The organism is Lysinibacillus macroides, from assembly GCF_001281525.1.
In the GTDB taxonomy this organism is placed as follows: Bacteria; Bacillota; Bacilli; order Bacillales_A; family Planococcaceae; genus Lysinibacillus; species Lysinibacillus macroides.
The window spans coordinates 839,227-862,195 of record NZ_LGCI01000005.1 but is presented as its reverse complement, the minus strand read 5'-3'; the positions used below and the strand labels follow the sequence as shown (position 1 = coordinate 862,195).

The 22,969-nt window shown below is 38.7% G+C and carries 22 protein-coding genes; 1 reads left to right on the top strand and 21 read right to left on the bottom strand.

Annotation, left to right across the window (positions count from 1 at the left end; translation table 11 throughout):
* From ADM90_RS07050 to prsW, 14 genes are all read right to left on the bottom strand, one after another.
* On the bottom strand, window positions 1–691 hold a 691-nt coding region (locus ADM90_RS07050; protein WP_161804058.1), incomplete at its 3' end, for a transposase.
* 438 nt (window positions 692–1,129) lie between these two features.
* A complete protein-coding gene (locus tag ADM90_RS07040) occupies window positions 1,130–1,624 on the bottom strand; it encodes a hypothetical protein (RefSeq protein ID WP_053994305.1) in 495 nt (164 codons plus the stop codon).
* A gap of 101 nt (window positions 1,625–1,725) precedes the next feature.
* Window positions 1,726–2,913 (bottom strand): staphylopine family metallophore export MFS transporter CntE, encoded by a 1,188-nt coding sequence (gene cntE, locus ADM90_RS07035; RefSeq protein ID WP_053994304.1) that lies wholly within the window; start codon window positions 2,911–2,913, stop codon window positions 1,726–1,728.
* A 14-nt stretch (window positions 2,914–2,927) separates the two neighbouring features.
* Window positions 2,928–3,671 carry an ABC transporter ATP-binding protein gene (locus tag ADM90_RS07030; RefSeq protein WP_053994303.1) on the bottom strand — a complete coding sequence of 248 codons (744 nt, stop codon included), beginning with the start codon at window positions 3,669–3,671 and terminating at the stop codon, window positions 2,928–2,930.
* On the bottom strand, window positions 3,665–4,480 hold the full coding sequence (gene cntD, locus ADM90_RS07025) for a staphylopine uptake ABC transporter ATP-binding protein CntD (protein ID WP_053994914.1): 816 nt from the start codon (window positions 4,478–4,480) through the stop codon (window positions 3,665–3,667). The genes ADM90_RS07030 and cntD overlap by 7 nt, the downstream gene beginning before the upstream one ends.
* A 3-nt stretch (window positions 4,481–4,483) precedes the next feature.
* Window positions 4,484–5,380 carry a staphylopine uptake ABC transporter permease subunit CntC gene (cntC, locus tag ADM90_RS07020; protein WP_053994302.1) on the bottom strand — a complete coding sequence of 299 codons (897 nt, stop codon included), beginning with the start codon at window positions 5,378–5,380 and terminating at the stop codon, window positions 4,484–4,486.
* A 1-nt stretch (window position 5,381) separates the two neighbouring features.
* Window positions 5,382–6,314: a nickel/cobalt ABC transporter permease gene (gene opp1B, locus ADM90_RS07015; RefSeq protein ID WP_053994301.1), complete on the bottom strand. Its 933-nt coding sequence runs from the start codon at window positions 6,312–6,314 to the stop codon at window positions 5,382–5,384.
* Window positions 6,315–6,369: 55 nt separating this feature from the next.
* The gene (gene cntA / locus ADM90_RS07010) at window positions 6,370–7,968 is read right to left on the bottom strand and encodes a staphylopine-dependent metal ABC transporter substrate-binding lipoprotein (protein ID WP_412176981.1); all 1,599 of its coding nucleotides are present in this window, start codon (window positions 7,966–7,968) and stop codon (window positions 6,370–6,372) included.
* Window positions 7,969–8,601: 633 nt separating this feature from the next.
* On the bottom strand, window positions 8,602–9,738 hold the full coding sequence (rpsA, locus tag ADM90_RS07005) for a 30S ribosomal protein S1 (RefSeq protein WP_053994299.1): 1,137 nt from the start codon (window positions 9,736–9,738) through the stop codon (window positions 8,602–8,604).
* Window positions 9,739–9,843: 105 nt separating this feature from the next.
* Window positions 9,844–10,515, bottom strand: a complete 672-nt coding sequence (gene cmk / locus ADM90_RS07000; RefSeq protein ID WP_053994913.1) for a (d)CMP kinase — start codon at window positions 10,513–10,515, stop codon at window positions 9,844–9,846.
* Between the two features lie 259 nt (window positions 10,516–10,774).
* Entirely contained in the window at window positions 10,775–11,434 is a 660-nt protein-coding gene (locus tag ADM90_RS06995; protein ID WP_053994298.1) for a flagellar brake protein, read from the bottom strand.
* 86 nt (window positions 11,435–11,520) lie between these two features.
* Complete coding sequence (locus ADM90_RS06990; protein ID WP_053994297.1) at window positions 11,521–12,804, bottom strand: PepSY1/2 domain-containing protein; 1,284 nt, start codon at window positions 12,802–12,804, stop codon at window positions 11,521–11,523.
* A gap of 15 nt (window positions 12,805–12,819) precedes the next feature.
* Window positions 12,820–13,635 (bottom strand): spore cortex-lytic enzyme, encoded by an 816-nt coding sequence (sleB, locus tag ADM90_RS06985; protein ID WP_048389795.1) that lies wholly within the window; start codon window positions 13,633–13,635, stop codon window positions 12,820–12,822.
* Window positions 13,636–13,733: 98 nt separating this feature from the next.
* Window positions 13,734–14,408 carry a glutamic-type intramembrane protease PrsW gene (gene prsW / locus ADM90_RS06980; protein WP_053994296.1) on the bottom strand — a complete coding sequence of 225 codons (675 nt, stop codon included), beginning with the start codon at window positions 14,406–14,408 and terminating at the stop codon, window positions 13,734–13,736.
* A gap of 82 nt (window positions 14,409–14,490) precedes the next feature.
* Here prsW and ADM90_RS06975 point away from each other — a divergent pair, with 82 nt between their 5' ends.
* The gene (locus ADM90_RS06975; protein WP_053994912.1) at window positions 14,491–15,459 is read left to right on the top strand and encodes an asparaginase; all 969 of its coding nucleotides are present in this window, start codon (window positions 14,491–14,493) and stop codon (window positions 15,457–15,459) included.
* A gap of 28 nt (window positions 15,460–15,487) precedes the next feature.
* Here the strand turns inward: ADM90_RS06975 and ADM90_RS06970 are convergent, their stop codons facing one another.
* The 7 genes from ADM90_RS06970 to ADM90_RS06940 form a co-directional block, all read right to left on the bottom strand.
* Window positions 15,488–17,029 (bottom strand): aminotransferase class V-fold PLP-dependent enzyme, encoded by a 1,542-nt coding sequence (locus ADM90_RS06970; RefSeq protein ID WP_053994295.1) that lies wholly within the window; start codon window positions 17,027–17,029, stop codon window positions 15,488–15,490.
* A gap of 2 nt (window positions 17,030–17,031) precedes the next feature.
* Window positions 17,032–17,592, bottom strand: coding sequence for a glycerol-3-phosphate acyltransferase (locus ADM90_RS06965; RefSeq protein ID WP_053994294.1), 561 nt, complete (start codon window positions 17,590–17,592; stop codon window positions 17,032–17,034).
* A gap of 57 nt (window positions 17,593–17,649) precedes the next feature.
* Complete coding sequence (locus ADM90_RS06960) at window positions 17,650–18,615, bottom strand: YpdA family putative bacillithiol disulfide reductase (RefSeq protein ID WP_053994293.1); 966 nt, start codon at window positions 18,613–18,615, stop codon at window positions 17,650–17,652.
* A 107-nt stretch (window positions 18,616–18,722) separates the two neighbouring features.
* Window positions 18,723–19,478 carry a metallophosphoesterase gene (locus ADM90_RS06955; RefSeq protein ID WP_053994292.1) on the bottom strand — a complete coding sequence of 252 codons (756 nt, stop codon included), beginning with the start codon at window positions 19,476–19,478 and terminating at the stop codon, window positions 18,723–18,725.
* A gap of 133 nt (window positions 19,479–19,611) precedes the next feature.
* Window positions 19,612–20,358, bottom strand: coding sequence for a LysM peptidoglycan-binding domain-containing protein (locus ADM90_RS06950; RefSeq protein WP_053994291.1), 747 nt, complete (start codon window positions 20,356–20,358; stop codon window positions 19,612–19,614).
* Between the two features lie 85 nt (window positions 20,359–20,443).
* Entirely contained in the window at window positions 20,444–21,886 is a 1,443-nt protein-coding gene (locus ADM90_RS06945) for a RecQ family ATP-dependent DNA helicase (protein ID WP_053994290.1), read from the bottom strand.
* Window positions 21,887–22,912, bottom strand: coding sequence for a YpbB family protein (locus tag ADM90_RS06940; protein ID WP_053994289.1), 1,026 nt, complete (start codon window positions 22,910–22,912; stop codon window positions 21,887–21,889). It abuts the gene before it with no gap.
* Window positions 22,913–22,969 lie beyond the last annotated feature (57 nt).

Below are 22,969 nucleotides of genomic sequence, written 5' to 3'. Positions count from 1 at the left end.
CTATCACTTCTTTTAAAACATTTAATTTTTCTTTCACAGCCGGGATTTGTGCAACCTTTGATTGTGTTTCGACTGCTTCAACTACTTGACGACAGTAATTTAATTCTTCTGTGACTTCATTTGACGCAGGCTTCTCAGGGAATTTTCCGACCATGTTTTCGTCTAGTTGATACACGGCTTTCCGTACATTTTTGGATTTTTCCTGTAAAAATTCTTTGGGCGTTTTCTGGTTATATCGCGCTTTTGTATGGGTAGCGTCGACAATCACCATTTTACTAAGGAGTAGTCCTTTCTCTAAAGCAATTTCAACAGTTTTCTGAATCAGTAAATCTAATAAATTCATATCTTGAAGACGGAGTCGACGGAATTTTGTCAGGGAACTGGGGTCGATCACTTCCTCTTCTGGTGCCATATCTAAAAAATATTTAAAGGACATATCGAATTTTGAACGTTCGATAAGGTCGGCATCCGACAGGTCATGAATCGCTTTTAACAGTAAATATTTAAACATGCGAATCGGTGGAATCGCGTTACGGCCATTAACTAAACAGTATTTCGATTTTAGTTCGTCTAGAATAAATGAGAAATCCACAAGTTCATTGATTTGGCGAAGCATATTGTCCTTTGGAATAATTAAATCGTACAACGCCATGTACGGGCTTAAATTGAATGTTTCCTGTTTAGAAATCATGGTCGCACCACCTTTTATTAGTCCTTTAATTATACAGGAAATTTGTGAGATTATACGAGAAGAAAACCCTTCTAGTGATGAAAGTGGTCCCAGTTGATTGGAATGGAGGCGGCGACTTCTGCGGGAACAGCACGAGCGGAAGCACCCGGACTGAGCAAAGCGAGGGAGAAGGATGGAGCCGTGCCCGCGAAACGCGTCCGCCGCAATGGAAATCAACGGCATCGAAAGAAAAAGAGAGTACAGGAACGAATATTCGTTCCTGTACTCTCTCACTTGTGCCTGAGGGACTTTTTCAGTGCCCTCCTGCAAAACCCTATCGTTCGCTGGCTTTTTACGCCTGCTTCTTTGCGGTGCCTTACCGGTAGAATGGCGTTTGGAAATCAGAGAGACACTCGACTGGCAGCAGAGGTTGGCAACTGGAAACCTGTATAATTATGGTTAATCAACACGCCTGGTAAAATATTTTACTTTTAATACAACATGCAAAAATTGCTCATACTGCACAAAAATAATGGCATCATCTATATCTGAATTAGCTCTCTCTACACTTGTTTGCCAAATTTTTATAGGTGTGGGCATATTGATTTGACATTTATAGTGGTGCAAGTTTTTCTCAACTCTACACCTTACTAGCTCCTCAGTTCCTGTAGTTTCAAGTATCACCTCCTCCAAATGAGGCTGTTCCGATACCAGTAAACAAGCTAAGGCCATACAAGCATTCCCGCAAAATTCACCTCCAGCCATACAAAGTTTAGCTAGTGCTTTGTCATTTGTGGCTTTTTGTATAAATCCTACTTGCTCTGCATGTACATGATCGTAGGACATCATTTTTGCTGCAATATGTGTATGTTTATCTGTTGCATATTCTGTCTTCACTAAGATTGTCATATTCTTTGTTGGACTTAATTTAATAAACTCTACTTCCTGTTTCATACATAACCTCCATCTACCAACAATCTTTTTGTATCTATAATAATTAAACAAAAATAATAGAATTATCCATTTAAAAAATAAATGATTGTTGTAAATTACAGTTACACGCTTTTCCCTACAAATATTTTTCTTCGTTCATAGGCAAATCCAACCATCAGCAAGCCTAATATAGAGCAAATGCCATACATCCATGAATAGGAGGATGCATCCGCAACGGGTCCCATTAATGCGCTTCCTAGGGACACCCCTAAATCTGCCATGGCAATAAATAAGCCTAATCGTACATTGCGATTTTTCTCTTCCAATACAAAGCTTAAATAGGTCGTTAATGTTGGATAAATTAATGCTTGAGCAACTCCCATTAAAAGAGCGCCTAAATAAAAGAAGCCAACACCGCCCTTTACTGCCAAACTCACTGAATAGGATGCTATTGTCAGCACACACATAGCGCCCATCATAAAGCCTGTATGCCATCTTCCATCTGACGGAATATACTTTCTCAAGGTAAAACGACTAATCACAACAACCGCAGCTTGCAGCATTAGATAGACACCTGCATTTCCCCGTTCAACCTCTTTTGCATACAACGGAATAAAGGTTGTAACAGCTCCAAATACAATAGAAGCAACAAGCATTAATACACTACATTTAAAAAGAAATGGATTTTTGACTAACGCACTAAATGAAGTAGCAATGCCTACGTCTTCACTTGTAGCCTGCTCCTTAGGTTGCGCCCTTACAGAGTCTATTTTTGCACTAAAGCCGACAAGACCCGTTAAAATAGCAATCCCAATCATTACAAAGAAAAAGACTTCCATCCCTTGCTGCCATATCGTTAAGGCAACAATTGGTCCGATGATACCAGGGATGTATGAGAACAATGAGTAAAGTGAAATTCCCTGTGAACGATCCTTTTCCGGTAAAGCATCAATAATGCCTATCTGCAAGGCCATCGAAAAGAAAGCTGTAGATACACCTTGCATTATACGAGCAATTAAATATCCACCTACTCCTGTAAATGTATATAGAATCAAAGCTACGCCATTGACAATTAAAATAAGCTGTAGCACTTTAATTGGACCATGCTTTTGAATAATATGACCAGCCCATGGTCGAAAGAACATTGTCGTTAATAAATAAGCCCCCATAATCAGCCCGATTGTTGTATTCGTTGCTCCCCATGCCTCCCCCTGTAAAGGAATGATGACATTTAAAATAGCATTAGCACTAAAATAAAGAAGAACTAATAGATAGAGGCGTAAAAATGGCCAAGACATAGCGCCTTTCAATATAACTCTCCCCTTTAAAATGTAATGAGATTCTGTAGTAGCTTCCTCGCATAGGATGACTGAACATTCGGTAAATTTTTAGTAGCAATTGTTTCTTGCACTTGACCATCTTTAAAGATCATCATACGATCACAAATATAAGCCGCTGCCTGAAGATCATGAGTAATAAAGATATAGCCCATATTGTACTCACTTTTTAATGTTTTCAATAAATCAAGAATCTGTAATTGAACAGACACATCAAGGGAACTAATTGCTTCATCTAATAGGATAAAGGTTGGCTCTGTGGCAATGGCTCTAGCAATACATACCCTTTGTGCTTCTCCGCCCGATAGTTCATAAGGATATTTATATTTATAGTCAGGCGATAGGCCAACTTGAAGAAGTAGTCTATCCAGTAATTCATCCGAAATCTCCTTCATCTTATAGTCCCTTAAAGGTTCTAAAATTGCTTTTTCAACAGAATAAAAGGGGTTAATCGAAGAACGATAATCCTGAAACACTACACTTACATGACCCTTTCGCTGCTTTCTATCGCGAATTTGTTTGCCGTGAATCGTAATTACGCCACAATCAGGCTGCTCAATACCTATTAATAGCCGCCCTAATGTTGACTTACCGCTTCCACTTTCACCAATAATCCCAAGGCATTCTCCACGCTGACATTCAAGGTTAATATTTGTCAAAATTTTACGTCTATGCTGCTTCAAAAACCCATGTGTTTTATATGATTTATCCACATTTTCTACTTTTAACAAGGTACATTCTCCCCCATCACTTTTTTAAAATGATCGTTAATAGCACCACGTGTTGCAATTAAATATTTCGTATAGTCATGCTGAGGATTTGCAAAAATGGCTTGTACATCGCCTTGTTCAACCACCTCACCATCCTTCATGACTAAAACTTTATCCGCAATTTTTCGCACAACGCCTAAATCATGTGAAATAAAAATAATCGCACAGTTCATCTGTTGGCGTATGTTAATGAATTGTTGGACAACCTCATATTGCGAAATTGTATCCAATGCTGTTGTAGGTTCATCAGCAATCATAATATCTGGTTCTAAGGCAAGGGCTAAAGCAATCATCATACGCTGTAACATTCCCCCAGACAACTGATGAGGATATTTATGCAAAATTTCTTGTGGATTTTTTAAATTGACTTTTTCCATTACTTGCATTAATGCTTGTTCACTTTCATTTTCACTCCATCCAAAATGCGTATGCAATGTTTCATATAAATGGACTTTTATTAAACAAGATGGATCAAAAGCTGTCATGCCATTTTGTAGAATCATGCATAAATTTTTACCTCTTTTACGCTGCATATGCTTTTCTGACAGCAAATGCAACGCCTCATTTTTCAAAAAAATTTCTCCGGTTTGCTGAAGGTTTTTATTATTTAAGCGCATGATTGCACGGCTTGTAACAGATTTTCCACTGCCACTTTCCCCTACGATGGCAAGGCATTGACCTTGTTCTAATGTAAAAGAGGTATCATGGACAATCACATTCCCTGTCTGCACCTCCCAAACCTTTAAATGCTTCACTTCTAATAGCTTCATCAATTATTTCACCACCTCTTTTTCATGCTGTGCTGGTGCCTTAAACCATTTCAGCTTTTGTTGGCTTTGGTTTGATTGGCGTAATTGAGGATGTAATGCCACTTGTAATGAATCTGATAAAAAGTTAAAAGCTAATACCACCATTACAATGGCAACACCTGGTGCAATCATTAATTCTGGTCGTGTAAACATAACCTCTCTCGCTTCACTCAGCATCATTCCCCACTCTGCATTCGGGGCTTTAATGCCTAAGCCTAAAAAAGACAGACCTGATATTTGTAGAATCATGGAGCCCATTGAACTACTCGCTACAACGGCAATATCTGAAAAAGTAACAGGCAAAATATGCTTTACTATAATACTTGGATGCGACATACCAATTGCTTGTGCATATTTTACATAGTCTAATTCAACATATTGCATCACAGATGTTCGAATAATACGCGCAAACCAAGCCCACTTCATCAAAACAAAAGCAATTAAAATATTGCCCAAGCCTACTCCTAAAATAGCAACAATCGCAATAGCAATCACATAGACGGGAAACGACAACATAACATCACAGATTCGCATTATCACAGCATCTACGTTTCCTCTAAAATATCCCGCAATAAAACCTACTATAGCTCCTATGGAGACGGATGCAGCCAAGGCAACAAATACCCACAGCACACTCGGTTGAATACCATAAAGCATTCTCGATAAAATACATCTCCCTAAATGATCATTACCTAGTAAATATTCCCAGGATGGTGATGCATAACGAAGTTGCATATTCACAGCGATAGGATCATTCGGTGCTATCAATGGAGCAAATATGCCTACGAATGTCAGCACTACAATAAAAATAAGAGAGGTGATACCAAGCTTATCTTGACTTAAGTTTTTCAATACATTCATCTCAATTACCATCCCTTATTCGAGGATTGAATGTGGCATTTAAAATATCTGACATCATATTAAAAACAACAAATGCCACAGCTACAATCAATACATAGGCTTGGATAACAGGAAAGTCTCTGCTTAAAATAGCGCTTATACTTAAGCTGCCTAATCCTGGCCATGCAAAAACATTTTCAATGACTACTGTTCCACCTAAAATTATAGGGATAGCCATACAGAATATTGAAATAGCTACTTGCAGAGAATTGCGTAAAATATGCATTGTAATTTTGTTCTCTGGTAGCCCTGAAGCCCGCCCATAAAGCACATAATCCTCGTTTAAATTATTTAACATCGCACTGCGAATATTTCTAAAATAAAGACCAATATAACCTAAAGCGATCACTGTTACGGGTAAAATATAGCTTTTTGCGCCATCCATTCCGCTTGTTGGCAATAAATCAAGTTTGACCGAAAAAACGAAGATAAAAATAGCTCCTAACCAATAAGCCGGTACAGCTGTAAACCCAAATAATAGCGCACGTAATAGACGATCTACCGCTGTTCGTTCATTTAGAGCACATAGCACTCCAAATAACACCGAAAAGGCAATAATAACGAATGAAGAAATCACTGTTAGTTTGAAGGTGTTCATAAATGCAGGTCCCATTAAACTCCAGACAGGCGCATTTTTGACATAGGATTGGCCAAAATCTAATTGCAAACAGGCGATAAGCCAATGAAAATATTGCACAATAAAGGGTTTATTAAAGCCCAATTTTTCATTTGTTTGTTCAATTAGCTCCTCTGTAATGACAGGAACCTCCTGAGCACGTAACACCACCTCGGCTGGCTCCATAGGAGAAAAACTAATTAATACAAAGGTTAAAAAGGATACTGCAAGTAAAAGCGGCAAGGTAATCAACATCCGTTTCATTATATAGATCCCCATTCAAGTCACTCCTTTCCAACTGTAACTAGGCAATAAAAGGACAAATTGAGATGCGTTATTCAAAATACATTTGTTCAAAAGGCAGTTCATATTGTGTTTGTTTAAACGAAATACCTTGTAAGTTTTTAGGCGCAATAACTGTTACATTGCCATTCGTAATAGGGATAAAGATAGCTTCATCATGAACGGTTGTTAGTATATCCTTATACAGTGCTTTGCGATTTTCTTCATCAGTGGATACTAAAACACTATCAATATTTTGATAGAATTCTTCAGTATTAGGAATTCCTTTTGTTGCGTGTAAATAGGATGCCTCTGACGTAAAAGCAGCCACTGTACTTTGTGGATCATAGGCTAGCCCCCATGTTTGGTTGAACAGTAAATCATATTCTCCTGTTGATCTTCTATTAGCAATAGATGTTGATTCTTCACCAACTAATTCGAGCTCCATGCCGATCATGCTCAGCGAATGCTGAATTAATTCTGACTGAGCCTTTTGTGATGGCGAATTATTATCATAATATAGCTTCATCGACAATTTCTTCCCGTTTTTTTCACGTACTGCTCCTTCCGTGTCTACGGTCCACCCTGCTGCTTCTAAAAGCTCTTTTGCTCGCTCCATATCATAGCTTCTTTCCTTTAATGCCACATTTGCATAATTAATATTAGGAGAGAATAGTGTATGAGCAACTTCTTCAGAACCATAAAAAATATCACGACTAATTGTTTCACGATCAATAGCAAACCAAATTGCCTCTCGTACACTTTTTTCACTAACAGGACTAACTCCGTTACCACTATTAGCTACAATCATCTTCGTATTCATTTGCTTACTTCTCATTAATTGATAATCCCCTGATTGAACTAGCTGCTCCATTCCTTCCATATTAATGCTGTCAGCACCACGATCATCCGTAAAGATAAAATTCACTTCACCCTTTTGTAAAGCTAGTAATGTTGTTTCACCAGCAGGAAGCACTTTCGCTGTAATTTTTTTAATTTTAGGTGCACCAGCCCAATAGTTTTCATTCGCTTCAAAAATGGCATATTGATCAACCTTATGTTCCGCTAATTGATAAGGTCCTGTTCCATGGAATCCATTAATGCCATCTTTTGTTTCTCCATTTTCAAAATCTTTTGGTGACAAAAATACATATGGACGTGTCATAGCTAGTTCATCTAATGTTGGATAATAAGCTTCAGATAATGTTAATTTCACTGTATGTTCATCTACAACATCTACACTTACAATTTTGGTTGATAATTTAATCCAGGCATGCTTTTCTTTATTGTTTTGTACAGCCTCCATATTTTGTTTCACGGCATCAGCATTAAATGGCTCACCATCATGAAATGTAACGCCCTTTCTTAAATGGAAAGTATAAACTGTTCCATCCTCTGATATATCCCAATCCTCAGCTAATAATGGCTTAATACCCTTTTCCGTATTTTCTACCAGAGACTCATATACCATGCCTTGTGCTGACATAGAGCCCGGATATAAATGGGGATTCATATCATTAATATCCTTTACTGTGGCATAGACTAGCTCATCTGCTATTTCGCTACTTTCTTCTTTTGTAGTAGTGCAAGCCACAAGAATAGATGAAATACATACGACAAAAATAATACAATAAACTTTTTTTAACAAAATTGCTCTCTCCCTTTGCTCAATATTTTTAGGAACCTTCATATTTATAGGAGGATCAGAACATTTGATATGTATAAGATGGAATTTATCCATAGATGTTATAATCATAATTTGTTTAAATAGTAAATATATTGTATATTTTCTTTTTATATAGTTTTTAATCATAATTTTATTTCGATCTTTTCCCACTATATTTCGCAAAAATAGTATATTTGTTATTCAAACAATGAAGCTTTTCTTAGGGGACAATTTGATGACAGTAGTACACGAATAAATAAATTATATATACCACTCCTATAAATAGTAATGATAACTATTATCATTAATATTTTTAAATTTATCACATTTCTTGGTAATGTCAACCTATTAAATATATTTATTTTGGCAATTCCCATAAAAATTGCTCTATTAATTCCACCGCTTCAAGGGCTCTATCCGTCATTTTCCCATTCTATCCTTCTGTTCGGAGCTTTCCACTACTTTCATCGCGCTATCCTTCACTCTGAAGTTTCTATCCGCCACTTTTTACATTTTATTCCCCTCCTCGAAGCTTTCTACCAATTCCACTATACTGCTCTCCTCCATCTCAACAAAAAAAAGCGAGGATGCATTATTATGCATCCTCACTACCATTGCTTATTTAAAGTTTTTTAATTGATCACCAATGACATCGCCAAATGAGAAGCCGGTATTTTCTTCCGGTAATTCATAGTCCACAACTTCTTCAGCTTCAGGGTTTTCAAGTAACTCCTTAATGCTTAGCGCTAAACGACCTTCCTCAGCATTAATATCTAGTACCTTAACTTGTACCTCTTGCCCCTCTTTTAATGCTTCATGCGGCGTATTAATATGTTTATGTGCAATTTGCGAAATATGCACTAAACCTTCTACTCCTGGGAACACTTCTACAAAGGCGCCAAATGATGTAAGACGCTTTACTTTCCCTTCTAACACTGTACCCTTTGCAGCACGTTCTTCGATATTTGACCAAGGTCCAGGAAGTGTTTCCTTGATGGATAATGAAATGCGCTCATTCTCTGGGTCAACAGAAAGCACTTTTACCTTCACTTCTTGTCCTTCTGTTAAAACCTCGCTCACATCGCTCACATGCTCATGAGACACCTGTGAAATATGCACAAGACCGTCAATACCGCCAAGATCAATAAAAGCACCAAATGATGCTAAACGCTGTACTTTTCCATCCAATACATCGCCAGCTTGAATTTGATTAATAACCTGTTTCTTTTGAGAAGCTTTTTCTGTCTCTACCACTGCGCGATGAGACAAGATTAAGCGATTTTTGTCTTTATCAAGCTCCACAATTTTGAAGCTCAATGATTTCCCTTTATAGCCTTCAAAATCGTCAACAAAATAGTCTTCTACAAGTGAAGCTGGCACAAAACCACGCACTCCTAAATCTACAACAAGACCACCCTTAACAATATCCTTTACTTCCGCTTCGAAAACTTCCTCAGCAGCAAATTGTTGCTCAAGTGTATCCCATGCTTTTAACGCATCTACTTTACGTTTGGATAGTACATAATTTTCTTCTTCAACCTTTGTAATCATCAATTCTAATTCATCCCCAACGGAGATAACATCAGAAGCTTTCTCAATGTGTAAGCTTGATAATTCACTAATCGGCACAATACCATCAAACGGTGCACCTGGAATTGATACAGATACTGCTTTTTCATCAACCTGCTCTGCAATACCTTTGACGATATCACCCTCGTTAAATGTTTGTTCTGCATAGTTCATTTCTTCAGACATATGTAACCCTCCTTCGCATCTTCCCTTACTATTTTATTCGATATTGAAGACAAAGACAAAAATAAATCCTTTAAATTCAAAAAATGTCTGAAATTTTAGGATTAATCACATTCTTTCTTGGGCTAATTTTAAAATAGCTTGTGCTGCCTCATCAATGGACAAGGCTGTTGTATCTAAAAATATGGCATCTTCAGCTTGAACAAGTGGCGATGCTTCACGCTCACTATCCTTTTTATCACGCAGGGCAATTTCCTCGCGCAGCTTTTCGAGAGAGGCGTCAATACCTCTTTTTTGATTATCAATCAAGCGTCTTCTTGCACGCTCTTCCACTGTCGCCGACATAAAAATCTTTAACTCCGCATTTTTTAATACGTGTGTCGCAATATCTCGACCATCCATGACCACACCACCATTCGCAGCAAGCTTTTGCTGCTCTTCCACTAATTGCTCGCGCACCTTTGCATGAGCAGCTACTTGTGATACAGATGAAGTTACCTCATTTGAGCGTATTTCTGCTGATACATTATCCCCATCTAAGAAAACAAGCTGTCCCTGTGGAGAGGGCTTTAAATCAATTGTGCTTGCTGCGAGCATATCCGCTAATTTTTCTTCATCATCTAAATGTATGTTTTGTTGTAATGCTTTATACGTCACTGCTCGATACATGGCACCTGTGTCAATATACGTAAAGCCAAGTGCCTCCGCAACAATTTTCGCAATTGTACTTTTGCCAGCACCAGCGGGCCCATCTATGGCAATTTGAATATTCTTTTTCATCTTCATTCGATGATTCCTTCCCTTCCTTATAAGTGAGCATATAGGGAGGAGAGGAATCGCCTTCTCTCCTTTAAATTTAAACTTTACTTTGTTTTTAACAGTTAAAGCATAGTAAATAAATACTCAGGCTAGTCATTTTTACAAGCTCCCACTTCAAGTGGTGGGCTATTGAAACGCTTCTTCCCTACTTCTGTCTCTTCATATTGTACCATATAACCTAGAAAAAGCCCTCTGCTTAGAGAGAGCTTTCGAAAAATACTTATGAGTAAAAGGGATCTGTTTCTTTCCGATGATTGACTAGCTGGCGTTCAAAGCAAAAACGTACAATATGCTGCTGATCCACATCATCCGTATCTGTTAGCTGGATTGTCACAATGCGTTTATGATCTTTTTCAAAAATACGCACTACTGTTGCCGCTGTCATAATGTATTTTACATCACTGTTGGCAAATGGAAGGACAATTGTTAAGTCGACCTCATCACCCTCATTGAAAGCTACTTCTCCTTTTAGGGTAAGTGCCAAGCCACCAGCACTAATGTCTGCTGTGACAAGTTGATATTTATAATTTTGGAACTGAACAGCCACATCTACGGGTGTTTCAACACGGACATATTCACGTCGCTGAATTTTAATAAACTCCTCTGGCTTTGGGCAGTGTAGCATAATCATTGGAATCGTGCCTGCCTTACGACCAATCACCTCTGTATTAAAAGCAAAAGATTGGTTCGTCTCTGTACGAAAGGTCGCTCTAAATTCCGAGCCATCGATTAAAAATGCGGTTTTCTTTGTCGCCATATTAACTGGATAATCAATATAAAGAATATGTTCTTCTTGCTCAAGTACTTTACAGTTGAATCTCTCCATTTTCTCTGTATAAGTAGGTTCGAGCTGTAGTTGTGTACCAATTTTTATTTCCATGAGCATCTCCCCGCGCAAAAAATATGGCTTTATTATCTCATGATACACCTATTTTGGCTATAAAAATTGGTAGTATTTTCTTGTCGTTACGTTAAATATTCCACTTTTAAAACATTATGATGTTCCGCATCAATCACAATTCTAAACGTTTCCTGTGTTGTGTCATCACGCATTGCAATGACCTCATAGCAAAGACGCTGTTCAAATTGCCCATTATCTGTATAAATATTTTTTACTTCCTGTACATGCACATCATCTTGGAAGAACGTTTTCCAGTCAATTGGCTGGGCTGTTTGCGGTTTAATATTTTCTTCTTGAATATATTCCATCGCATTTGCCCCTAATAACTCTCCAGTATCCTTAGCGATTTTTAATTGCACACCATCCGCATAAATAAGTGCTTGATCTTTTGGATTTACCCGTGCAAAGGTTACATGCCATGCTTGATGATTTTCACGTGATTCTACATAAGCCACATCTTCCATACCTAGTTTCTTCACATAGGCCTGTGCTTTTTTCAAAACTTCCTCTTGTGATAGCTGTGCCTCATCTACAGGACGCTCTACTAAATATGATAATAAATGTCCCCCCTTTTCTGTCAAATCAACATAGCCTAAACGAATACCTTGATGAAATTGGATATGATAGAAGGGATATGGGGCTGTATCACTGCTTTTTGTCACAGTAAATGTAGCATCCTTTATCGTAGGGAATAAATATTTTATTTTTTCAATTGCTTCTTTTTCTGTTATCGCTGCATCCTGTAAGGCTTTCAACTCAATTTTTTTCTGATAATCTGATTCACTTAAAGTTAACGGGAAATCTTTCTCTCCGTAACCCTTTAATGTATCTTTTACTGTATCAAAGTTAGTATTTGGATTTTTCTGATCTACTTGTTGCACCCAAATATCCATTTTGCCATCATTTTTATAAAAATCAACGGTTGCCGCTGTCCATTCATCTGACAGAGATTGTAAATTCGTTGAGATTTGTGGCATTTTTTCACGCCACGCTACATAATCACCTGTTTTTGCTGTTCGTCTTGCTTCATCGCCTAGTCGCCCTAAATAGTTTAACCATTCATTCGACAGCTCTTGCCCAATAGGAATATTAGCAATTGAAGAACGAACTTCCGAGCTTAAACGCCAAACTGAATCAAGCTCACTGTGAATAGCCTGTTCGTCTTGAAACAGTAAGGATTGTGATACCGCACGTTGAAGATGAGATAGCTTTTCAGATGCATCTGTTAGCTTATCTGTATATTGTGCGAGCACGGTACGCTGTAAATTTTCTTTATCACCATGTAAATTAATGCTGTATGCTCCTAACCCAATTACCGCAGCTGTTAGAATCACGAGCCATGTTTTCATCAATCTTCCTCCTTTCTATGAACAGAAAATATGCTCTCCTATTTGTTTAATTTGTGGACGTGACCAAATCCATTTACTTGTTGCTGTTTTTGGATTGAAATAATAAAGCGCATTTTCAGAAGGGTCCCAGCCATTCATGGCATCAATCACCGCTTCTTTTGCTCGCTCATTTGGCTCAAGCCAAATTTGCCCATCTGCAACGGCCGTAAATGCTAACGGTTGGAAAATGATACCTGAAATAGTATTCGGGAAATCTGGGCTTTCCAAACGATTTAAAATAACTGCGGCAACCGCTACTTGTCCTTCATATGGTTCTCCCCTTGCCTCTCCATATACCGCATTCGCCATTAGCTGTAAATCACGCTCTGTATATTTGGGAGGAACTTGTGTCTGTGTTCCATTATTATTACTACTTCCACTACTATTGCTACTGCCACCACTAGTATTCTTTTTCACTTGCTGATCAAGTGGCTGCCCACCATAATAAGTAAATTGATTTCCTGCATTTAATTGAGCTTTCACCCATTTTTCGTCATAATCTGAATTGCCCGTTAACGCTTTCTTTGTCTTAGCGCCTGCAATTCCGTCTACTGGTAACCCATAATTTTCTTGGAAATTACGTAAAGCCCAGTATGTGTTGTAGCCAAATTTGCCATCAATTTTACTCTTATAAAAACCTAAGTATTGTAGCCTCGCTTGCAATTCAACGACATCATCTCCATAGGCACCCCGAGTAATTTGCTGATCGCTAAATGCATTCGCATCATTTTGAGGAATCGCAATTATACTAATTCCTAATATTAAAGCAAAAAGTATGCTTACTAAACGCACTTTTATCACTCCTTTTTTTTATAGCTTGAAACAAAAGGAGTAATTTATACATGATAAAAATGAAATAAAGCGTAGAAATCTTTGACGATTTCTACGCTTTATATTTTCTTTTGCATGTGAAGATGCTGCACCAGATGATAATGTGCAAGCTTCACTTTACGCAAGCCAAACCACCATAAAAACAACATAAAAGGAATCATTAAATAAACCCAGTGACCTTTGAATGATAATATTGTATTGTATAGAATGTGAAGTACGACTGGTGCACAAAGCGCCATAGCAATCATCTCTTTTGTCTTAACAAGTTTCGAAAACTTAGCCCGTCCATAATAATAGCCCATTACGACACCGAACAAAGCATGACTCGATACTGGTAATAAGGCTCGCATAAATGCCGTGTCTAAGCCAAATGAAAGTAAATAAAGAACATTTTCAATCGTAGCAAAGCCAAGTGAAATGCTTGCCCCGTACAATATACCATCGTAAGGGTCATCAAATTCTATATGATTATAGATGGCAATTAATAGCACAAACCATTTAAAAAATTCTTCAATGACACTCGAAAATAGTACGTCTTGAAGATAAAGATATGGAAAAACTCCTTCCTCTGTTAATACATACTGTAAAAACATGATTGGGAACGTTAAAAATGCGCCGTATAAAAACGTTTGTAGTAAAGTTCTTCTTGGCTCCGTAGCCATCTGATTGCGCAAATAGAAATAACTAAAAAGCGCTAGACCGGGAGCAATGGCAGCAGATAATAAAATGATCATGATGCCGGCTCCTTTCAACAATAGACTGTTATTAGTATATCATGTAATGACCAAAAAATTTTTAAAAGGGGCTTTAATTTTTATGAAAAAGACAATTTTATTAATTCATACAGGTGGCACCATCTCTATGGCAATGAGTGAAGAAGGAGCTGTAATGCCAAATAAAGAAAATCCACTGACAAAGGAAAGCAATAAGTTAAATACATTAGCAACAATTATTGAAATAGAAGCTTTTAATCTGCCTTCACCACATATTACGCCAACAGAAATGCTACAATTGCGTAACATCATTATGGAACGAGTATCAGCGCAACCAATTGACGGTGTTGTGATTACACATGGCACAGATACATTAGAGGAAACTGCCTATTTCTTAGAGCTAACAACGAAGCTAGCTATTCCTATCGTATTGACAGGTGCAATGCGCTCATCAAATGAACTTGGTGCTGATGGCATTTATAATTTAGTCGAAGCCGTCCGAGTAGCAGTTGATGAAGAAGCTCGCAATAAAGGTGTACTGGTTGTCATGAATGATGAGGTACATCTTGCTGTAAATACAACAAAAACAAGCACAAGTTCTGTGAATACTTTCCAATCCCCACAATACGGGCCAATTGGACTGATTACAAAATCACGAATCTTATTCCATCATGCTCCTATTCGTCGACAATATGTAGAGGTTCATGATTTATCTAAACGTGTTGCCATGTTAAAAGTTTATGCTGGTATGGAAGAAGATTTACTAGCTATTGTGCTTGCATGCAAATATGACGGGGTCGTCCTTGAAGGGCTTGGACAAGGGAATGTCCCTCCAGCTGTTGTCAAGGGAATCGAAAGCCTTTTAGAACGAGATATCCCAGTCATACTTGTGTCCCGCTGCTTTAATGGTATTGCAGAAGCCGTTTATGGCTATGATGGCGGCGGGAAAATGTTGGAAGATTTAGGCGCAATTTTTGCCACAGGTATTAATGGTCAAAAGGCACGCTTAAAATTATTAATTGGGCTTAACACAACAAGCAATCCTCTCAATTTAAGAGACTTTTTCCTGTAAAGCCAAGGCGTTTATAGGCGATACTTAATTATGCCCCTACCACCTGTTCATAGTAACGCAAAATTGTACGAAGGCGGATAAGGGCATCATGAAAATCAGGTTGAATAGTAGCAAATTGAAGGAACCCTCTTTGTCGTAAATAATGGCTGTCACCATGAGCCAATAGCCCATTTAATGCTAGATCAATGTGTAGGTTTGCAAAGGTACTTGGCAATTTAACTGTAACCAGCATTGGATAGTGGGCTGTTGGTAATTGGTAACGCATAAATGGTAGCTGCAGTAGTGCCTCGAAGCGTTGCTGTAGCTGCTTATAACGTGCGGGATAGGCTTGTAAGGACACATCCACATTATTAAGTAATACAGCAGGAAGCGTAAATGGAATAGCGCCTTGCTGATAATTGGCTAAATCGAGATAAGCAGGTAATGTAGCAGTGGGTTGTACAAGAGCCTGTGAAAAAACAAATGCTAACCCGCTTAGTGCGCCAATGGCTTTCCCACTCACCGCAGTTGCTAAATAACAATCTTTTAAAGAGAACGGCATCGTACCAAACGTACTAATACTATCCACACATAATTTGATATTGTAGTGCTGCGCTAACTTAGCAAGACTCGCCAAATCATTGCAGGTTCCTGTTGAAGTTTCTCCATGGACCACCAGCATCCACTGATAAGAATCCCGTTCTAACAATCGTGCCAATTCTTTGTGCTCAAAGGCTGTTCCCCACTCTTGTGCCACGACATCAAAATGTAAGGACCAACGAGCTGCTTGTTTATGTAAACGTTCACCAAATTCTCCATTGGTAAGAATCAGCCCCTTCCCTAATTGCTGTGCCTTTAATTGCGCAAGCATCACTTCATTTGCCAATGTCCCTGTACCCACAATGATCCCAACATGATTGGCACTCGATAAATGGCATAACTTTTGTTGAACCCGCTCATAAAGCGCACGGAAGCTTAATGAACGGTGTGATACATCTGAATAACTGATAGGTTGTAGTTGTTTGACAGGTCCTGGATAAAATGTAGAATGATTTGTAGCTAATCGATGTTGTAGTGTCTGTTCAAATACTTGTCTTGTTAGCACCATCGGTAAAAACTGTGCACCCTCTGCTCCTACAGCCTCTGCAAATTGGGTAAAGCCCATTTGCTTATAAAGCTTCTTTTCACGCGTTGTCCCTGAAATGACAGCAGCACTATAACCCTTTTCATAGGCAAATGTATTTAAAGCTTGTGTAAGCTTCAATAACACTCGCCCTGTTCGGTAGCCTCTTTTCACAGCAAGTAAACGTATTTCACAAAGTTTTGTGCAATTTTCTCTTGGTAAAAATTGCTCTACCTTGCCAATTTTCTCATCAATTGAAAACGGACGTTGCTCTCTAAATGCCACCATTCCAATTAGTTCTACTTCCTTGTACACCACTATATATGTATTTTCCTCATGGAAGCGATCGACTTTTTTTCTTGATGGATGAGGCATGTGCTGTGGAATTTCCTCCACAAACGTTTCATAATTTAATTGTGCAATGGCCTCAAACTCTCTATTTGTTTGTGCTATTTTACACCAATACATCCTCAATTCCTCCTTTTCCATGACTCCTTTATATTACACTTATGTCTGAAGAGCATGCCTACAATAGCAATCATTAGGCATGTATAAGGCTCTATTTTTCCTGCTTGCATAATAGCTCCTACATAGAAAATAAAACCACCAACCATGCCCAGCGTTAAACTTCTTGTCAAGGCTAGTACGATCACAGTGCCAATCATCATCCATACAAAAAGACTCGGTGATAAGGCAAGGCCAACCCCTATAAAAGTGGCTACACCTTTTCCTCCATTAAATTTCAACCATATCGGAAATAAATGCCCAATAATTACTAAAGCAGCTCCACTAATAATTACCCATTCATCGAAATTCCAAAAACCTCCTAAGTAAACTACTAGTCCCCCTTTTAGCGCATCTCCAAGAAATGTCCACATAAATGCAGCTTTCCCTAGAATGCTTCCTGCATTGCGTGCCCCTAAATTTTTACTGCGCTCCTCTTGTAGATTCACACCATATACCTTTCCAACGAAAAATGCCGTCATAAAGTTTCCTATTAAATAGCTGAATAGCCAGTACAACCCAATCACCCATGTCCCTCCTTACAAAAAAGCTGTATAAGCTTTATGCCTATACAGCCTCACCGATTATTTTTTTCTTTGAGCAATCGTTCGCGCAATACAATCTCCATGGAAGCGTCCATTTTCTATAAAGATTTCATTGGCATTATTCCCTGCTGCAATTACCCCTGCAATAAACAAACCTTCTACATTTGTTTCCATCGTTTCAGGTGTAAAATAGGGACGTCCAGTTTCCTCATCAATCGTTACACCCATTGCTCGAATAAAGGCATGGTCTGGATGATAGCCTGTCATCGCAAACACAAAATCATTTTTAATAACCTTTTCCTGACCATCCATTGCTAAAACAACCTCATGCTCCCGTATTTCTACTACATGGCTTTTAAAATGCATAGCAACTTCGCCTGTTTTAACTACCCCTTCAAATTCAGGTAATACCCATGGCTTAATGCTTGGCGAATACTCACTGCCTCGATAGACAACGGTTACACGAGCACCCGCTTTATTTAACTCTAACGCTGCATCCACCGCTGAATTTTTACCACCAATCACCAGCACATCTGTATCGAAAAATTCATGACCCTCTTTAAAATAATGAAAGACCTTTGGTAAATGCTCACCCTGAATATTTAAGTAATTTGGATGATCATAGTAGCCTGTTGCAATGACTACATATGGCGTTTCATAACGATTTTTATCAGTTGTCACTGTAAACCTATCCTGCTGTTTTACAACACTTTGCACTTTTTCAAAGCGATTAACCTGAATATTTTTAATACGCACAACCTCACGATAGTAAACAAGTGCTTGATTGCGCTTTGGCTTACGCCCCTCAATAATAAAAGGCACATCGCCAATCGCTAAACGTTCACTTGTACTAAAAAATGTTTGATGAGTAGGGTAATGATAAATGGCATTCACAATATTTCCCTTTTCAATCACAATCGGTTGTAATCCAATATTTTGCAAAGCTATTGCTGCTGCTAAGCCACAGGGGCCGCCTCCAACAATAATTGCATCTGCTTGCTGCATTTCCTGACACTCCAATCAACTTTAGATGAGCAACCGTTGTCAATCCTTGCTTTCATCTAATAATCAAATACTTCTTTATTATACGCCTTTTAGCACATTTTGCCTGTTTATTTACTCAAAATATCAATATCAATTACATGACATTGTGGTTTTGCTCCAAGGCGTAAAGGCAATAATGTTGTACCATAGCCATTACTTACCAAGGTCATCACACCATCACGCTCCCTGTACGAACCATTTGGATGCACACCATATGGGCCAAATCGAATCTGGCCACCATGTAAATGGCCACCCATCATTAAATCAGCCCGAAACTTTGCTCGAACTTTCGCAAAAACACCTGGATTATGAGCAATAAAAACGACTAAATCATGTTCTCCCACCTTGGCAAAAGCTTTGTCAAAACTATGCTCCTTGATTGTGGTATCTTCAATAGCACTGAGCCAAAAACGGTTTTTTGCTGGTAATTGCACCGCATCATTGACAATAATTTGAACATGATGTGTCTGGAAAACATCCTTTAACCGCTCTTCTCCCACTTCTCGATCATTGTTTCCCCAAACGAAATAGGTTGGTCCTATCGATGTTAAAAGCTTTAGATTTTCATGGATACGTGAGATAGGTGTACGACGATCCGCAAAATCACCACCAATAATAACAGCATCAAAATGCCCTTCCAACTGCATAATCATTTTTTTATTAATTTTCCGTAAATGCGTGTCAGAAATAAAAAATAATCGCACCTTTTCCTGTTCACCCTGCAATGTGAGCTGGTGATATAAAACATTGTTTTCATGTGCTACCTTCCACATATAAAGCAGAAAACCAATGACTACTACAGCCAATAGTCCTACATATAACATTCCCTCACGTCTCCTTACGACAGCAAAAAGACGATTCGTTTCTGAAGAATCGCCTTTTGCTCAATCAGACATACGTTTTGGTATGAACGTCTGTCAGTTATTTTATACTTGCTCACCATACAGTAATAGCTGATTAAGGTAGCTTAATGACTTGCCCAACTATGACAGTATTAGAAGACATACCGTTGGCTGCACGGATTTTTGCTAATGTCGCTTCACTGCCATCACCATAATGATTTAAAGCAATGCGGTATAAATTTTCATTCGGCTTTACAGTATGTGTACTTGCTTGAGCGGCTTGCCTTGCTGCTTCTTCAGCCTTTCTAGCCTCTTCCGCTTTTCTTGCGGCCTCTGCTTGTTGCTGAGCGATTCTTGCTTCTTCCGCTTTGCGTGCCTCCTCAGCCTTCCTAGTTTCCTCGGCTTTACGTGCCTCTTCTGCTTTCCTTGCTTCCTCTGCCTTTTTCGCTGCTTCTGCTTGTTTCGCCGCCTCAGCCGCCTTTTGTTCAGCCGCTAATTTTTCAGCATCCTTTTGAGACTGCTCTTGTGCTTTTTGATCATCTTTATCCTTATCAGATGATGACGCTTCTGAAGGATCTAATTCCACAAGCTGTTCAGCCGAATCTTTTTCAGCCTGCTCAATCGTTTTTCCTGGCTCATAAAACTTCCAAAAATAGATTAATATTGTTAATGGAATTAAAATAAAAATCACAAACAAAATAGTCATTAACGGTGTCTTACGTTGTGAATTTTGAGGCTTTTTGTTTTTATTCCCATTTTTATTCATTCTCGAAACTCTCGATAATGTTTGTTGTTCCTTTTGCTCATCTTCAAATGATTGACGATGTTCTTCTATTTTATCACGATAATCTTCTTTACTCATTCGCCCTTCCCCCAACCTTACTACGCTTTCTATAATTCTATTATGACGAATTTTACGAAAAAAGTAAATGATCCTCTGTTCACAACTACATACCTATTAAAAGCTGCTGTAGCCGCCTTTCCCAAGAAGCCATTTCGCTTTTCTTTTCTTCCTGTAATCGTACTTTCTTGATTTTATCATAATGGATGCCACAATTTTCACAACAGTTTTCTGGTCTTTTCTGCAATTTTTGCCCAAAATACTCGACAAGTTGTTCACGAATACAGTCTTTTGTCTGAATAAGCTTGTGCATATCATCTACTGCACGATATTTTTCTAGGGCTAAATGATTGAATCGAGCCTTTACCTGCTCTGTAGACTCCCGTTGAACCCAATAGTCCAATACACGAAAGGCTGTTTCACTTAATTCACCGTTTTTTAACATAGAAACTGGCTGTCCTTGCTGGGCCAGCAGCTCCTGATAACGATCAACATGACCCGCTGTTGGTAAATCCCCTGTTACCACAAACTTTGCTAGCTCCTCATCCCCCTCACAGTACAATAAAATAGCAAGCGCAGACTGACCATCACGGCCAGCACGCCCAATCTCCTGCATATAATTTGCGATATTAGCTGGCATTGTTTCATGAATCACCTGACGTATATTAGGTTTATTAATTCCCATTCCAAAGGCATTTGTTGCCACAATCCACTCTAGCTCATCATCTATAAATTGCTGCTGAATAAACTGGCGATCCTCCGCTCCATACCCTGCATGATATGCTGCTGTACGAATGCCCATTTGTAAAAAGGCATCACAATACTGCTGTGCACGCTTACGAGAAGATACATATAAAATACCCGGTCCTGCTGTCGCTTTCATATGCTGCATAAGCCAGTTTGCTTTCTCAGCCCTATTCTCTAACAGCACTCGGCCCAGATGAATATTGGGGCGGTCTACATTATACATAAATTCAAACGGTGTCTGTAATGATAATGTTTCACGAATATCTTGCACTACCTTACTCGTAGCAGTTGCCGATAAGGCTAAAATTGGTGGACGATTGTCCTTTGCAAACCATTCACCGATTCGCAAATAATCAGGGCGAAAATCAAAGCCCCATTGCGAGATACAATGTGCCTCATCTACGACAATTAACCCTAGCTCCATCTGTGTTAGCCGCTCTTGTACCTGCTGTTGTAGCAACATCTCAGGCGATGTAAAAATAAAACGGTACTGTTCTAAAAAATGGAGAACATAACGCTTTTCTGTTGGTGCTAAAAATGAATTTAAAGCGACCACTCTCTTTTCCCCAAAACGCTTTAGCTCCTCTACCTGGTCCTGCATCAGAGACAGCAATGGCGATACGATTAAGACGGACTTTTGTAGGGCATAGGCTGGAAGCTGATAGCACAATGACTTGCCCATTCCTGTTGGCAGTAAAGCAATCACATCATTTCTTTGTAGAATGGCCTCAATCACTTCTTTTTGTCCTGGACGAAAGGTTGTATAGCCAAAATGCTTGTGCAATAGTTGGTCAAGTTCCATTTATACGTCTCCTTTCGCAAGGACAAGCTTCAATTGAAAATAGCTTATATCCTCCAATGCTTCATGTAATATTTTCAATTTTTTTGTTTGATACTGCTTGGATGCCTGCCAAATTTTTTCGGCTTCTTCAAATGAGACGAACGGTCCGATAGAAAAGTTCGGCTCATACATCGCTATTTCGACAAAATGATCCTCTATTGTGCTACGTTTTAGCTGACGAATTTGCGCAATCTGTTCAATGGAATAGCCTTGCTCATATAATTGTGCGGTTTGTTGTGCTGAATCCGTTAATAATATTTTAACTTTTAGCCCCTCTGCTATTTGCCCAAGCAATGGGTAAGTATGCTGCTGTACTTCATTTAATAATATATGCAATAGCTCAATAAAGGCTAACTGACTATCTAAAACAGTTTCCCTCCGTCCACTTGCAAGCTGTTGCCATGTCCAGCCTGGTAAACGATAGCCACTTAATCGGTAAAGCACTAGCTGCTTGTTTGCTTCTGCCACTGGAAGTCTTCTTAATACCTGTGTGCATTCTTCTAATAACAGTTGCTGTAAATGACCTTTTTGGTAATATTGATCCTGCAAAAATGACCGTACCCATGCTTGAATGGACGGATCTCGACTAATCGGTGCAAAAGAACGAACCGCCGCATTTTGATGTGACAAACTTTGCACAATTAAAGAGAGTCGTGCAAAAAATATATGTTCGTTTCCTCGATAATGCCAGCCATCAAAGAAAAAGGTCGGCGTTTGGGCAGCACGTTGCAGCCCTAGCTTTTCCATGTAAAAGTGACCAGATTCCTGCACTTTTAACCAACTATATTGCATAAATAACGTAACTGCCTCATCAAATGTTGCGCGAGGCAGTTTTGGCAATAAACCAAAATATTGATGCAATTGAAATAGGCCAATATCTTGAACGGTCTGGCCTGAGCGCTTCCCTTTTAAGATATGATAAGCAGCCGAAATAGTCCGTTCCTTATTGAGTTTTTGAAAGATTTGCAAGAGAGTTTGATGAAACATTGACGCAAATTCCTCCAATTTAATAGTATTTAAGTTGAAATGTAAGATAAACATCTT

Excerpts from the sequence above, each read along its gene's own strand:
- opp1B (WP_053994301.1), bottom strand. The coding sequence starts at position 6,314 with ATGGGGATCTATATAATGAAACGGATGTTGATTACCTTGCCGCTTTTA.
- cmk (WP_053994913.1), bottom strand. The coding sequence starts at position 10,515 with ATGAAAAAGAATATTCAAATTGCCATAGATGGGCCCGCTGGTGCTGGC.
- prsW (WP_053994296.1), bottom strand. The coding sequence starts at position 14,408 with ATGATCATTTTATTATCTGCTGCCATTGCTCCCGGTCTAGCGCTTTTT.
- ADM90_RS06990 (WP_053994297.1), bottom strand. The coding sequence starts at position 12,804 with ATGAAAACATGGCTCGTGATTCTAACAGCTGCGGTAATTGGGTTAGGA.
- ADM90_RS07040 (WP_053994305.1), bottom strand. The coding sequence starts at position 1,624 with ATGAAACAGGAAGTAGAGTTTATTAAATTAAGTCCAACAAAGAATATG.
- ADM90_RS06945 (WP_053994290.1), bottom strand. The coding sequence starts at position 21,886 with ATGGAACTTGACCAACTATTGCACAAGCATTTTGGCTATACAACCTTT.
- ADM90_RS06950 (WP_053994291.1), bottom strand. The coding sequence starts at position 20,358 with ATGAGTAAAGAAGATTATCGTGATAAAATAGAAGAACATCGTCAATCA.
- rpsA (WP_053994299.1), bottom strand. The coding sequence starts at position 9,738 with ATGTCTGAAGAAATGAACTATGCAGAACAAACATTTAACGAGGGTGAT.
- ADM90_RS06995 (WP_053994298.1), bottom strand. The coding sequence starts at position 11,434 with ATGGAAATAAAAATTGGTACACAACTACAGCTCGAACCTACTTATACA.
- ADM90_RS06955 (WP_053994292.1), bottom strand. The coding sequence starts at position 19,478 with ATGTTATATGTAGGACTATTGGCTGTAGTAGTCATTGGTTTTCTGCTT.
- cntD (WP_053994914.1), bottom strand. The coding sequence starts at position 4,480 with ATGAAGCTATTAGAAGTGAAGCATTTAAAGGTTTGGGAGGTGCAGACA.
- ADM90_RS06960 (WP_053994293.1), bottom strand. The coding sequence starts at position 18,615 with ATGCAGCAAGCAGATGCAATTATTGTTGGAGGCGGCCCCTGTGGCTTA.
- ADM90_RS06975 (WP_053994912.1), top strand. The coding sequence starts at position 14,491 with ATGAAAAAGACAATTTTATTAATTCATACAGGTGGCACCATCTCTATG.
- cntC (WP_053994302.1), bottom strand. The coding sequence starts at position 5,380 with ATGAATGTATTGAAAAACTTAAGTCAAGATAAGCTTGGTATCACCTCT.
- ADM90_RS06970 (WP_053994295.1), bottom strand. The coding sequence starts at position 17,029 with ATGTATTGGTGTAAAATAGCACAAACAAATAGAGAGTTTGAGGCCATT.
- ADM90_RS06940 (WP_053994289.1), bottom strand. The coding sequence starts at position 22,912 with ATGTTTCATCAAACTCTCTTGCAAATCTTTCAAAAACTCAATAAGGAA.